Annotated in this window: 12 protein-coding genes; 1 reads left to right on the plus strand and 11 read right to left on the minus strand. The window is 56.6% G+C overall.

Features of this window, described 5'->3' with window-relative positions; genetic code table 11:
- Positions 1–68: 68 nt before the first annotated feature.
- The 11 genes from P349_RS12435 to nnr all read right to left on the minus strand — a co-directional run bounded on the left by P349_RS12435 (position 69) and on the right by nnr (position 11,947).
- Positions 69–1,367 (minus strand): adenylosuccinate synthase, encoded by a 1,299-nt coding sequence (locus tag P349_RS12435; protein ID WP_024907332.1) that lies wholly within the window; start codon positions 1,365–1,367, stop codon positions 69–71.
- Between the two features lie 104 nt (positions 1,368–1,471).
- Positions 1,472–1,669 carry a DUF2065 domain-containing protein gene (locus tag P349_RS12430; RefSeq protein ID WP_003855996.1) on the minus strand — a complete coding sequence of 66 codons (198 nt, stop codon included), beginning with the start codon at positions 1,667–1,669 and terminating at the stop codon, positions 1,472–1,474.
- A 71-nt stretch (positions 1,670–1,740) separates the two neighbouring features.
- Positions 1,741–2,745 carry a protease modulator HflC gene (gene hflC / locus P349_RS12425; protein ID WP_024907333.1) on the minus strand — a complete coding sequence of 335 codons (1,005 nt, stop codon included), beginning with the start codon at positions 2,743–2,745 and terminating at the stop codon, positions 1,741–1,743.
- A gap of 2 nt (positions 2,746–2,747) precedes the next feature.
- A complete protein-coding gene (gene hflK / locus P349_RS12420) occupies positions 2,748–4,007 on the minus strand; it encodes an FtsH protease activity modulator HflK (protein WP_032651348.1) in 1,260 nt (419 codons plus the stop codon).
- Positions 4,008–4,063: 56 nt separating this feature from the next.
- A complete protein-coding gene (gene hflX, locus P349_RS12415; RefSeq protein ID WP_023310136.1) occupies positions 4,064–5,344 on the minus strand; it encodes a ribosome rescue GTPase HflX in 1,281 nt (426 codons plus the stop codon).
- Between the two features lie 74 nt (positions 5,345–5,418).
- Positions 5,419–5,730 (minus strand): RNA chaperone Hfq, encoded by a 312-nt coding sequence (hfq, locus tag P349_RS12410; RefSeq protein WP_023334248.1) that lies wholly within the window; start codon positions 5,728–5,730, stop codon positions 5,419–5,421.
- An 85-nt stretch (positions 5,731–5,815) separates the two neighbouring features.
- Entirely contained in the window at positions 5,816–6,766 is a 951-nt protein-coding gene (gene miaA, locus P349_RS12405; protein WP_032651346.1) for a tRNA (adenosine(37)-N6)-dimethylallyltransferase MiaA, read from the minus strand.
- Entirely contained in the window at positions 6,759–8,603 is a 1,845-nt protein-coding gene (gene mutL / locus P349_RS12400; RefSeq protein WP_032651344.1) for a DNA mismatch repair endonuclease MutL, read from the minus strand. Before mutL ends, miaA begins: the two co-directional genes overlap by 8 nt.
- 9 nt (positions 8,604–8,612) lie before the next feature.
- Positions 8,613–9,953 carry an N-acetylmuramoyl-L-alanine amidase AmiB gene (gene amiB, locus P349_RS12395; protein ID WP_032651342.1) on the minus strand — a complete coding sequence of 447 codons (1,341 nt, stop codon included), beginning with the start codon at positions 9,951–9,953 and terminating at the stop codon, positions 8,613–8,615.
- Positions 9,954–9,969: 16 nt separating this feature from the next.
- Positions 9,970–10,431, minus strand: coding sequence for a tRNA (adenosine(37)-N6)-threonylcarbamoyltransferase complex ATPase subunit type 1 TsaE (gene tsaE, locus P349_RS12390; protein WP_013095283.1), 462 nt, complete (start codon positions 10,429–10,431; stop codon positions 9,970–9,972).
- The gene (nnr, locus tag P349_RS12385) at positions 10,424–11,947 is read right to left on the minus strand and encodes a bifunctional ADP-dependent NAD(P)H-hydrate dehydratase/NAD(P)H-hydrate epimerase (protein WP_032651338.1); all 1,524 of its coding nucleotides are present in this window, start codon (positions 11,945–11,947) and stop codon (positions 10,424–10,426) included. The genes tsaE and nnr overlap by 8 nt, the downstream gene beginning before the upstream one ends.
- Between nnr and queG the strand changes: the two genes are divergently transcribed.
- Positions 11,946–13,085 (plus strand): tRNA epoxyqueuosine(34) reductase QueG, encoded by a 1,140-nt coding sequence (gene queG / locus P349_RS12380; protein ID WP_032651336.1) that lies wholly within the window; start codon positions 11,946–11,948, stop codon positions 13,083–13,085. The genes nnr and queG overlap by 2 nt on opposite strands.
- The last annotated feature ends 13 nt before the right edge of the window (positions 13,086–13,098 follow it).

Consider the following 13,098-nt stretch of genomic DNA (forward strand, 5'->3'; position numbering starts at 1 on the left):
AGCGTTCGCCGGATGGCGCTACGCTTATCCGGCCTACGGGTCTCCCCGCAGGCCAGCATTCACGAAGATTATGCGTCGAACGGGTCGCGCAGGATCATCGTTTCAGTACGATCCGGGCCGGTAGAAATAATATCGATCGGCACTTCGGTCAGTTCTTCAATACGCTTGATGTAATCCAGCGCCGCCTGCGGCAGGCCGCTACGCTCTTTCACACCGAAAGTGGTCTCAGACCAGCCCGGCATGGTTTCGTAGATTGGCTCAATGCCTTCCCAGTCGTCAGCTGCCAGCGGAGTGGTGGTCACTTCGCGGCCGTCTGGCATACGGTAGCCTACGCAGATTTTCACTTCTTTCAGGCCGTCCAGTACGTCCAGCTTGGTCAGGCAGAAGCCAGAGAGGGAGTTGATCTGCACTGCACGACGTACTGCAACCGCATCCAGCCAGCCGGTACGACGACGACGACCGGTGGTCGCGCCAAACTCGTTACCCTGCTTGCACAGGAACTCGCCGGTTTCATCAAACAGCTCGGTCGGGAATGGACCCGCACCCACGCGAGTGGAGTACGCTTTGATGATGCCCAGAACGTAATCCACATAACGTGGACCCAGGCCAGAGCCGGTCGCCACGCCACCTGCAGTGGTGTTAGAGGAGGTAACGTACGGATAGGTACCGTGGTCGATGTCCAGCAGCGTACCCTGCGCGCCTTCGAACATGACGAAATCGCCACGCTTGCGCGCCTGGTCCAGCAGATCGGACACATCAACAACCATACCGGTCAGAATGTCTGCAATCGCCATGACGTCATCCAGCACTTTCTGGTAGTCAACAGCGTCAGCTTTGTAGAAGTTCACCAGCTGGAAGTTGTGATATTCCATCACTTCTTTCAGTTTTTCAGCGAAGGTTGCTTTGTCGAAGAGGTCACCTACGCGCAGACCGCGGCGTGCAACTTTATCTTCGTAAGCCGGGCCGATGCCACGACCGGTGGTACCGATCGCTTTCGCACCGCGCGCTTTCTCACGCGCAACGTCCAGCGCCACGTGATAATCCAGGATCAGCGGGCAGGCTTCGGAGAGCAGCAGACGCTCACGAACAGGGATACCACGGTCTTCCAGACCTTTCATCTCTTTCATCAGCGCAGCAGGAGACAGCACAACGCCGTTACCGATGATGCTGGTGACGTTATCACGAAGAATGCCTGATGGAATAAGATGGAGGACGGTTTTTTCACCGTTGATTACGAGAGTATGGCCTGCGTTGTGACCGCCCTGGTAGCGTACAACATATTTAGCCCGTTCAGTCAGAAGATCAACAATCTTCCCTTTACCTTCGTCACCCCATTGGGTGCCCAGTACGACGACGTTGTTACCCATTTTTTTCAAAATCACCGTTTGCTTAAAAATGGATTCTACCATCGCTTTTTCAGATATACAGCACTTTTTGACCTCAAAATACGCCGATTGCGCCTACTTTTTGATCAGCCAATCGTTTTCCTCAACATGTAGTAGATCACGATGCCCGCAACCACAAGACCACCGCCAAAACGACGCAAAATATTATCCGGCAGTTGGCTCATCGTGGCGATCATTCGACGCCAGGCGCGTGGATAGAGCATCGGTCCAAGGCCTTCCAGCACCAGGACCAAAGCCAGTGCGAGCCAGATCGTTGAATTCATTTTTATTCCTTATAAAAGAAAACCACCGCTCCGTTAAGAGCGGTGGTTTGAATACTCAAACGAGCCTGAGTTTATCGCGTTGCGTTAGTCGGCGTCTTCATATAACGGAAGAAATCGCTGTCCGGGCTGAGCACCATCACATCCTGGTTGCTCTGGAAGCTATTCTCGTAAGCACGCAGGCTACGGATAAAGGCGTAGAAGTCAGGATCCTGGCTGAAGGCATCAGCGAACAGCTTCGCCGCTTCGGCATCACCTTCACCGCGCAGGATACGGCCCTGGCGCTCAGATTCCGCCAGCGTCTTGGTGACTTCGTAATCCGCTGCTGCACGCAGCTTCTCAGCCTCTTCCTGGCCCTGTGAACGGTGACGACGGGCTACCGCTTCACGCTCGGCGCGCATACGGTTGTAAATCGCCTCAGACACTTCTGCTGGCAAGTTGATCTGCTTGATACGCACGTCAACCACTTCGATACCTAGCGCAGCCATACTGTTCGGGTTGATCACCGGCACTTTACCGTTGGTCTCCGCCTGAACGCGTTCAGCCGCTTTGGCAATCGCATCATCTGCTGCCGGGGTTGAAACTTCGTCTTCCGTGCCCGCGGTACCGGAGTTCAGGGCATCGCGAACTTCCAGGGTCAGACGACCGCGGGAGTCGGTCACAATGTCTTTCACATCCAGACGACCAATCTCGGAACGCAGACGGTCAGAGAACTTACGTTTCAGCAGCACTTCTGCCTGAGAAACGTCGCCACCGCCCGTTGCCAGGAAGTAACGGCTGAAATCGCTGATGCGCCATTTGATATAGGAATCAACGATCAGGTCTTTCTTCTCTTTGGTCACGAAACGGTCAGCCTGGTTATCCATGGTCTGGATACGCGCATCAAGCGTTTTCACTGACTGGATGAACGGCACCTTGAAGTGCAGGCCCGGCTCGTAAATTACCGGGCGTTTGTCGCCATCACGCACGACGCTGCTGAACTGGAATTTGATCCCACGCTCGCCTTCTTTCACCACAAAGATCGAGGTATAAAGCACGACCAGTACGATGACGATGATCGCAATAACTGACTTACGCATCCTTATTCCCCCTGACGCTGGTAGTCGTTACGCTGCGCGTTAGCACGGCGTTGGTCCATAATGTCACCATCGTTCGAAGAAGGCGTTGTGTTCGTGCTGGCGCTGCCTGTTGAGGCTGGCGGCAGACGCAGCAGGTTGTTCGCGCCGCTGGTGTCGCCTTTCGCTGCTGGCGCAGAACTGCCTTTCAGCATCTGATCCAGCGGCAGAACCATCAGGTTTCCGCCTTTATTGTCGTTAACCAACACTTTGCGGGTGTGGCTCAGCACTTTTTCCATGGTCTCGATATAGAGACGCTCACGGGTAATTTCCGGTGCCGCTTTATATTCCGGCAGGATCTTCGCAAAGCGAGCCACTTCACCCTGAGCTTCCAGGATGGTCTGGGTCTTATACGCGCGCGCTTCTTCCAGAATACGCTGCGCCTGACCGTTAGCGCGTGGCTGAACTTCGTTGGTGTACGCTTCTGCTTCGCGGATGTACTGCTGTTCGTTTTCACGGGCAGCAATCGCATCGTCAAATGCGGCTTTCACCTCTTCCGGCGGACGCGCAGCCTGGAAGTTGACGTCCAGCAGGGTGATACCCATGTTGTACGGACGAATGGTCTCTTCCAGCTCGCGCTGGGTATCGCTACGAATAACGGTACGACCTTCGGTCAGGATACGGTCCATGGTGTATTTACCGATCACACCGCGCAGGGCGCTGTCGGTCGCCTGACGCAGGCTGTCATCGGCGCTGGTCACGCTAAACAGATAACGCTCAGGATCGGTCACGCGGTACTGCACGTTCATCTCAACGCGCACCACGTTTTCGTCAGAGGTCAGCATCACGCCAGAGGCGGCCAGTTCACGGACGGATTCCACGTTTACCGCGGTCACGTCGTCAATGAAGGTCGGCTTCCAGTTCAGACCTGGCTCAACCAGATGGCTGAACTTGCCGAAACGGGTGACCACGCCGCGTTCTGCTTCTTTAATGGTGTAGAACCCGCTGGCTGCCCAGATGATGACCACCGCAGCAGCCACGATGCCCACTACGCGGCCACCCATCGGCGGACGCGGACTCTGAGTGGAATTGCCACCCGAGCCAGAACCTTTTCCTCCGCCAAGGCCACCAAGCTTCTTGCTCAGCTTGCGGAAGATATCATCCAGATCCGGCGGCCCCTGCTCGCGACCACCTTTGTTGCCATTTCCCTCAGAGTTGCCGCCAGGTTTGCTGCTTCCCCACGGGTCGCGGTCTTGTCCGTTATTACCGGGCTGATTCCACGCCATGTATATGCTCCATATTTGTTATGCAAGGGCGAATTATTCAGGCATCCCCTTTCTGATCAGACGATATAGTCGACCAGCGCAGGTTCTTGTTTACAGAGGCGACGCCAGTCAACGATCGGCATACGCACCTGCATCCCCACGCTGCCGTCATCCTCCATCCACTCTTTTTCTATCGCCTGAAGCTGATAAAACCGGCTGCGCAGCCTGCCTTCCTGTGGCGGCAGTCGCAGCGTGTGCTGAGCTACCTCACCGGAAAGACGTTCTGTCAAAGCCTGGAAAAGCAGTGGCACACCAATACCGGTCTGGGCAGAAAGCCAGACCCGAATCGGTTTGTTCTCTTCATCTCTGTCGATACGCGGTTCGAAATCGTCCAGCATATCGATCTTATTCATGACCAACAGCGTTGGGATCTCATGGGCGTCGATCTCTTCGAGCACCACGTTTACCGCGTCGATGTTCTCCTGCACGCGCACGTCTGCCGCATCAATCACGTGCAGCAGCAGAGTCGCCTGTCGCGTCTCCTGCAGGGTGGCTTTAAACGCCGCCACCAGGTCATGCGGCAGGTGGCGGATAAACCCTACGGTATCCGCCAGCACCGTTTCACCAACGTCTGCAACGTCAATACGGCGCAGCGTAGGGTCCAGGGTCGCAAACAGCTGGTCTGCGGCATACACCTGGGCCTCGGTTATCTGGTTAAACAGGGTGGATTTACCGGCGTTGGTATATCCCACCAGCGACACCGTCGGGATGTCGGCTTTCGTTCGCGCCCGACGTCCCTGTTCACGCTGTTTCTCTACACGTTCCAGACGTGAGAGGATCTGGGTAATTCGGCCACGCAGCAAACGACGGTCGGTTTCGAGCTGGGTTTCACCCGGGCCGCGCAAACCAATCCCGCCTTTTTGTCTTTCAAGGTGTGTCCAGCCACGCACCAGACGCGTTGCCAGATGGCGCAGCTGCGCCAGCTCAACCTGCAGTTTCCCTTCGTGGGTACGTGCACGCTGAGCAAAAATATCTAAAATCAAACCCGTGCGATCGATAACACGGCATTCGCAAAGGGCTTCCAGGTTGCGCTCCTGGGCTGGAGACAGCGCATGATCAAACAACACGACTGACGCGCCGGTTGCTTTTACGGCATCCGCAATTTCGACTGCTTTACCTTCACCAACAAAATACTTTGGGTGCGGCGCTTTACGGCTACCGGTAATCACCTGCATTGCTTCGACACCGGCGGAAGAGACCAGAGATTCAAACTCCTGGAGGTCTTCCATATCTTTGTCTTGCGAAAAATAGATGTGTACCAGCACCGCCTGCTCACCGGCATCATAACGGTCAAACAAGCGTAAACCTCTCTAAAAAGATCAGCGGGGAACGCAGGATCCCTGGCTCCCCGTGTGGATAACAGTGCGAAACCTTATTCGGTTTCGTCGCTGTCCTGCGCCGGCGTTGAAGAGCCCTGCGCGCTGCTGCCATGATGGTAGTTACTACCAGTGCCGCCGCCAGCGTTATTGCTGTGATGAGATACCGGACGGGACGGAACAACAGTAGAAATAGCGTGCTTGTAGACCATCTGACTGACCGTGTTTTTCAACAGAATCACAAACTGATCGAAAGACTCAATCTGACCTTGCAGCTTAATACCATTCACCAAATAAATAGAAACTGGAACACGTTCCCGACGCAATGCGTTCAGGAACGGATCTTGTAAAGATTGCCCCTTAGCCATTCTATCTTTTCCTTATATGCTTGTTTTGTACTTAGAACCTTGCGATTCTGAAAAATTGCGCACGATACGTCTCAATTGTACACATTCAGTGAGCGATATCACCAACAACCTCAATCACTTCGTTTAACGCCTGTTGCGGTTTTTCACTGTCTAACCAGTGAACGCCGTCCCAACCGCGCAACCAGGTGATCTGGCGCTTCGCTAACTGTCTCGTGGCGCAAACACCTCTATAAACCATTTCATCGTATGAAATCTCACCTTCAAGGTACGACCACATCTGGCGGTATCCCACACAACGAATGGAAGGCATGTCCGTATGCAAATCTCCACGGGCAAATAGCGCCCGCACTTCTGCTTCAAAATCTGAAGCTAACATCTGATGAAAACGCTGCTCAATTCGCTGATGGAGCAGTTCACGGCTCGCCGGGGCGATGGCGAACTGATGCACCTGATACGGCAGAGCGTCTCCTGACGTTTGCGTCAGTTCCGTTAAAGTTTTACCCGAAATGAAAAAAACTTCCAGTGCCCGGGAAAGCCTTTGCGGATCATTTGGATGGATCCGTGCTGCGGCAACCGGGTCAATTTCCGCCAGTTGCTGATGCAAAACGTCCCAACCCTGCTCTGCCGCCTGCTGCTCAATTTTCGCTCTTATTTCCGGGTCCGCGGATGGCAGGGGTGACAACCCCTCCAGCAACGCCTTGAAATAGAGCATGGTTCCGCCAACCAACAGCGGTATACGTCCCGCCGCCGTTATCTCGGCCATCTCGGCTAAGGCATCCCGGCGGAAATCCGCTGCGGAGTACGCCTGAGCCGGGTCGAGAATATCCAGCAAACGGTGCGGTGCCGCACGCAGCTCTTCTGCGTCAGGCTTCGCCGTGCCGATGTCCATCCCCCGGTAGATGAGGGCGGAGTCGACGCTAATCAACTCTACAGGCAAAACTTTACGCAACTCAATGGCGAGCGCCGTTTTGCCGGAGGCCGTTGGGCCCATTAAAAAAATTGCCTTAGGCAGGCTCGCCTTACTTGCGTCAATCATGTTTCAGGGCGTTCATCGCCGTTTGTAAATCAACAGGTTGTAATAACCCACCCGGCGGCGTTTTCACCAGATGCGGACAGAGGCGTTCCACCTCCGCCAGCACGCTAATGGCCTGCGCCATGCTCCACGGCGTGTGTTCGCTTGCCAGATGGCGGGCGATCCACTGCGCGGTGTTGGCGGCATCAAACGCTGTTTGCTGCGCCAGGTAGCCTATCAGTTCAGGAATCAAGTTTTGTAAATTTTGTTGGCGTAAGGGTAAAGGCACTGCACGAATTGTCACATGTTGTGGTTCGAGCACAGTTTCAATACCCATCTGCGCCAGCTGCGACTCGGCGCGCTGCAATACCCTTGTTTCATCAGGGGATATTTTCAGGCGAACCGGAATTAACAACGGCTGCGCGCAGGCGGCATTTTCGCCAGGCGTGAGCTGCACCTGCTTAAGCCAGCGTTCGGCGACCGGCAGTGCCAGAAGCATCAATTTGCCATCACGTTCAAGCAGTGCCATATCCGGCGCGATAATCGTCAACACCCGGCCAAAACTCTGGCTATGGCCGTCCAGAGAAGGCTGAGCGGCCGGAATGTGCTCTTTACGCTCCACGGCTGGCGTTTCCAGCAGCTTGCGGTACAACGCGCCCTGCTGCTTCTGATAGCCAGGCTGGGCATTCGGATAGTTCGCGCCCGTTGGACGCGGCGCGCTACCAGCCGGGGAGTAACGCGGGGCTTCCGGTTCACGCGCGACGACAGGCTCCGCAAAATGGTTGCGCCCTGCCGCCACACGGTTTTCGGGCAGCGGACGCGGTGCAGGAGCGTCGTTCTCCAGCGGCAGCGTTGGCTCTGCCTGCTGCTGCAACACGGTGGCCACGCCCTGATAAATGAAGTCGTGAACCAGACGTGACTGGTGGAACCGCACCTCATGCTTGGCGGGATGGACATTCACATCCACCTGATGGGGGTCGATGTCCAGATAAAGGACGAAAGCAGGCTGCTGATCGGCACCCAGTTTGTCTTCGCAGGCCTGGCGAATCGCGTGATTGATGAGACGGTCGCGCATCATGCGGCCGTTGACGTAGCAATACTGGATCTCCGCAAACGCAGCACTGCTCGCGTTTGGATCGGCAACCCAGCCGCGCAGCGCCAGATCGCCGTGCTGCCACTCAATGGCCAGAGCCTGTTCCAGGAACGGCGTACCGCAGATCGCCCCCAAACGACGCTCTTTCTGTCCACCTTCTGCCACCGCGCGATACTGGCGCATCACCTTGCCGTTGTGGCTGAGGTTGATGGTGACATCGAATCGCGCCAGTGCGATACGCCGGATGATCTCGTCGATATGGCCGAACTCGGTCTTCTCAGTACGCATAAACTTGCGTCGGGCGGGGGTGTTGTAGAAGAGATCTAATACTTCAAGCGTCGTGCCGACAGGGTGTGCTGCGGGTTTAACCGTGACATCCATATCGCGCCCTTCGGCGTAAGCCTGCCAGGCTTCCTGCTGTTCAGCGGTACGGGAGGTCAGCGTTAAGCGCGAAACCGAGCTGATACTGGCCAGCGCTTCACCGCGAAAACCGAGGCTAATAATCGCCTCCAGGTCATCCAGAGAGGCAATTTTACTGGTGGCGTGACGGGCCAGCGCCAGCGCGAGCTCGTCTTTTTTAATGCCACAGCCGTTGTCGCGAATGCGAATAAGCTTCGCGCCACCGCGTTCGATATCAATATCGATGCGGGTTGCGCCCGCATCGAGGCTGTTTTCCACCAGCTCCTTCACCACCGACGCAGGGCGTTCCACCACCTCACCGGCGGCGATTTGGTTCGCGAGCTGCGGCGGTAGAACCTGAATCGGCATGAATTCTCCTTAGTTGGTCGCGGTCATCTCACCCGGCAGCGCTGCGCTGGCCGTCTGGCCAGCACCACTCTGTGGCGCAGACTGCAGCGGATGGGCATCAAAGTATTTACGCAGACCGTTATAAATCGCTTCGGCAATTTGCTGCTGGTAGCTGTCGCTTCCCAGCAGACGCTCTTCACCGTTGTTACTGATAAAGCCCGTCTCGACGAGGATGGACGGAATATCCGGCGAGCGCAGAACGCCGAGGCTGGCATGTTCCGGACGACGCTTATGCAGCACGCCAACGCTTTGCAGCTGGTTCAATACGTTAGTGGCGACATCATACCCGACGCGTTGAGAATGACCGAACTGTAAATCCAGCACCGCCTGGCTGAGGTACGGATCGGACTGGCTGTTCGCCAGCACGTCGCCCGCGCCGCCTAACAGTTCAGACTGCTTCTCATGCTCTTCCAGCCAGTTGGCCATTTCGCTGTTGGCGCGACGGTTCGACAGCACCCAAACCGAGGCGCCGGTGGCGCTACGATTCGGTGCGGCATCCGCATGAATGGAGACCAGGAAATTCGCGTTTTGCTTACGCGCCACATCCGAGCGTCCCATGACGGAGATAAAGTAATCCCCATCGCGGGTCAACACGCCTTTAAACATAGGGTCGTCATTGAGTAGCGAACGCAGTTTACGCGCGATAGCGATCGTCACGTTTTTCTCTCGCGTACCGCCAGGGCCAATCGCCCCCGGATCTTCCCCGCCGTGACCCGCATCAATGGCGATAATCACTTTGTCACCGCTGGCCGTCGCGCGTCGCGCGCTGGCAGCCGGACGCGTCACCGTATTGCTGCTGGTTGCCGCAGTAATGCGATCGTTCTGCGATTTAAACGGATTACGCGCAGGTTCAGAAGGACGCGGCGTATATACCGGTTCTTCCACGCGCTTCGCTACGACCGGCGGCGGTGGAGGCGGTGACGGTGCGTCGGCATTGATGGTAAAGACCACCGTATAGTTCGCCCCATTTTGCTGCTTCACCGCCTTCGTTATGCCCTTTTCGGTCAGATCGACCACCAGGCGTAACGACTGGCTATCCTGCGGTGTTCCCGAACGGATGCTTTTCACCAGGTTGTTACCGCTGAACCGCAGCGGCAGCCCCTGAATCACGCCTGTCTGTTTGATATCCAGCGCCACGCTGTGGCTGTCTGGCTGTGAAAACGCATATTCAGGATCGCCCATAAAGCTGAACGTGATCCGGGCCTGGCTTTCGCCGTTCGATACCTGAATATCTGAGAGGTTTGCCGCCCCGGCCTGCGCGCACAGCAGCACGGTGGCAGCCAACAACCAACCTTTAACGCGATTTATCATCCCGTCATCCCTACGCTTAACCGGCCAGTCGCGCCAGTAAGGAACTGCCTGATGAGGAAACAGCACTGATGCGTGCCTCACGCCCTTGTGCCTGGTAATCTAAGTGAATTTCGACATCCGGGTCAGGCAGCACACCCGCACCTTGTTGCGGCCACTCCACCAGGCAAATGGCGTCGTTGGCAAAATAATCACGGATCCCCATAAATTCCAGCTCCTCAGGATCCGCAAGGCGGTATAAATCGAAGTGGTACACCATGAGATTTTCAAGGGTGTACGGTTCGACCAGCGTGTAGGTTGGGCTTTTGACATTCCCGTTATGCCCTAACGCCTGCAAAAAACCCCGGCTAAAGGTGGTTTTACCCGCACCTAAATCACCATACAGATAAATGACGGTTGCCCCCTGACAGGCCTGCGCCACGCGCTTGCCGAGTTCTAAAGTGGCTTGTTCATCAGGTAAAGGAATCGCTCGATTAGTCATTTTCTACGTCAATCACATCCGGGTTAACAACACGCCGCAGCGTGCAAAAAAGATCGGTGGCCAGCATACCGCGTGTACCGTAACGCGCAGCCAGTTTATCCGCCGCAACGCCGTGAGCCACGCAGCCCGCGCAGGCTGCATCATAAAGGGGAAGTTTCTGTCCAAGCAATGCGCCGATGATGCCGGAAAGCACATCGCCCATGCCGCCGCTCGCCATGCCCGCATTTCCGGCATCAATAATGCCCTGCGTCTCCTCACTGGCGACAACGGTTCCTGCCCCTTTCAAAACAGCAACACCTCCGTAACGTTTTACCAGACGCTGAGCAGAAAGTAAGCGATCGCTTTCAATTTCTGCCACGCTGCAGTTAAGCAGCCGCGCGGCTTCGCCGGGGTGTGGCGTCAGAATGCGATTGTGACGCTTATCCGGGTTTATTGCCAGAAGGTTAAGCGCGTCGGCATCCCACAGCATCGGTTTACGAAAATTCTCGACCTTTTGCAGGGCCTGTTTACCCCATGCCTGTTGCCCAAGCCCGGGACCGATCACCACCACATCCGCCCATTCGAGGCTCTCTTCAAGCGCCTGGGGCGTAAGCTCATGCACCATCAGCTCCGGTCGGGCTGTAACGATCGGCGCAATATTCTCGATGCGAGTGAGTACTCGCACTAATCCGGCACCGCTGCGCAGAGCCGCTTCGCCGGTCATGCGAATCGCACCTGCCGTACCATGGTCGCCGCCAATAATCACCAGCCTGCCGTGATCGCCCTTATGGGAGGTCGGCCGGCGCGGCGGGAGCCACGCTGCAAGCTGCGATGCATCAAAACGCGCGATGCGCATTTCCTGCCCGGCGAGCCAGCTCTCCAGCCCCAGCGCACTGTGTTGCAGCACGCCGACGACATCCCGCGCTTTACCGGTCAGTAACCCCGGCTTGAGGGCGATGAAGGTCACCGTATGTGCAGCCTGAATCACCGCCCCCGGCGTCGCGCCGGTTTGTGCAATCAGGCCAGAGGGAATATCCAGGGCGACTATCGGCGCGGAATGTCTGTTAGCGTGTTCAATGAGTGCGGCAATGTTCTCACGAGGCGCGCTGCGCAGCCCCGTGCCCAGCAGCCCGTCAACAATCAGATCCACCTCTTCCGGCCAGACGATATCAGGCGCATGGATCACACCGCCTGCGTTAAGCCACGCCTCCCGCGCCGCGCCGGCCTCTTCCGGCAGCGGTTTATCACTTTCGAGAGCCAGCAAGGTCACGCGGATACCTGCCGCAACCGCCAAACGGGCGACGACGTAGCCATCGCCGCCGTTGTTGCCGTGACCGCACAGAATCAGCCAGTGGGCGGCCTGCGGGTACGCGCTGCGGGCAACGTTAAACGCCGCCTCACCCGCGCGCAGCATCAGTTCATACAGGGTAATCCCGAGGCTGTCTGCGGCCTCTTTTTCGGCGCGCCGGAGGTCATCCGCATGCCAGATGGAATGTGGTATACTTGCGGGGTTTTTCTTCACCGTATGGTCCGTCATGTCACAGCCCCTCGATCTCAATGAATTAGCGCAAAAAATAAAACAGTGGGGTGCTGAGCTTGGCTTCCAGAAGGTGGGCATTACCGATACCGACCTTTCCGCCAGCGAGCCGAAACTGCAGGCCTGGCTGGACAAACAATACCACGGCGAAATGGATTGGATGGCGCGTCATGGCATGATGCGCGCCCGTCCACACGAGCTTTTGCCGGGCACATTACGCGTCATCAGCGTGCGCATGAACTATCTGCCTGCCAACGCGGCCTTTGCGCGCACGCTAAAAAATCCCTCTTTGGGTTACGTCAGCCGGTACGCCCTGGGACGTGATTACCATAAGCTTTTGCGTAACCGTTTAAAAAAACTCGGGGAAACTATTCAGCAGCACTGTGTTTCGCTGAATTTTAGACCCTTTGTCGATTCTGCGCCTATTCTTGAGCGCCCGATTGCCGAAAAAGCCGGGCTTGGCTGGACAGGTAAGCACTCACTAATCCTCAGCCGCGACGCCGGCTCGTTCTTCTTTCTGGGTGAACTGCTGATTGATTTACCGCTGCCGGTAGACGGCCCGGTAGAGGAAGACTGTGGCCGCTGCGTGGCCTGTATGACCATCTGCCCAACGGGTGCCATCGTCGAGCCTTACACCGTTGATGCCCGTCGCTGTATCTCCTACCTCACTATCGAACTGGAAGGGGCCATTCCAGAGGAGTTCCGACCGCTTATCGGCAACCGCATCTACGGCTGCGACGATTGCCAGCTCATCTGCCCGTGGAACCGCTATTCGCAGCTTACGGACGAAGAGGATTTCAGCCCGCGTAAGGCGCTCCATGCGCCGCCGCTCATCGAGCTGTTCGCCTGGACCGAGGCCTGGTTCCTGAAGGTGACGGAAGGTTCGGCCATTCGCCGTATCGGGCATCTGCGCTGGCTGCGAAATGTGGCCGTCGCGCTGGGTAATGCCCCATGGGATGAAGCGAACGTGCGGGCGCTTGAAAGCCGTAGAGGTGAGCACCCACTTCTTGATGAGCACATAGAATGGGCGATTGCGCAGCAAATTGAGAAACGTAATGCCTGCGTGGTCGAGGTGCAGCTCCCGAAGAAACAGCGTCTGGTGAGGGTGATTGAAAAAGGGCTTCCGCGGGATGCCTGAACTATTCACAGCC

This window comes from Enterobacter sp. DC4 (assembly GCF_000568095.1).
Taxonomy (GTDB): domain Bacteria; phylum Pseudomonadota; class Gammaproteobacteria; order Enterobacterales; family Enterobacteriaceae; genus Enterobacter; species Enterobacter pseudoroggenkampii.

Bases quoted from the DNA above. Each gene is read 5' to 3' on its own strand.
- P349_RS12435 (WP_024907332.1), bottom strand. From the start codon at position 1,367: ATGGGTAACAACGTCGTCGTACTGGGCACCCAATGGGGTGACGAAGGT.
- P349_RS12430 (WP_003855996.1), bottom strand. From the start codon at position 1,669: ATGAATTCAACGATCTGGCTCGCACTGGCTTTGGTCCTGGTGCTGGAA.
- hflC (WP_024907333.1), bottom strand. From the start codon at position 2,745: ATGCGTAAGTCAGTTATTGCGATCATCGTCATCGTACTGGTCGTGCTT.
- hflK (WP_032651348.1), bottom strand. From the start codon at position 4,007: ATGGCGTGGAATCAGCCCGGTAATAACGGACAAGACCGCGACCCGTGG.
- hfq (WP_023334248.1), bottom strand. From the start codon at position 5,730: ATGGCTAAGGGGCAATCTTTACAAGATCCGTTCCTGAACGCATTGCGT.
- miaA (WP_032651346.1), bottom strand. From the start codon at position 6,766: ATGATTGACGCAAGTAAGGCGAGCCTGCCTAAGGCAATTTTTTTAATG.
- mutL (WP_032651344.1), bottom strand. From the start codon at position 8,603: ATGCCGATTCAGGTTCTACCGCCGCAGCTCGCGAACCAAATCGCCGCC.
- amiB (WP_032651342.1), bottom strand. From the start codon at position 9,953: ATGATAAATCGCGTTAAAGGTTGGTTGTTGGCTGCCACCGTGCTGCTG.
- tsaE (WP_013095283.1), bottom strand. From the start codon at position 10,431: ATGACTAATCGAGCGATTCCTTTACCTGATGAACAAGCCACTTTAGAA.
- queG (WP_032651336.1), top strand. From the start codon at position 11,946: ATGTCACAGCCCCTCGATCTCAATGAATTAGCGCAAAAAATAAAACAG.
- nnr (WP_032651338.1), bottom strand. From the start codon at position 11,947: ATGACGGACCATACGGTGAAGAAAAACCCCGCAAGTATACCACATTCC.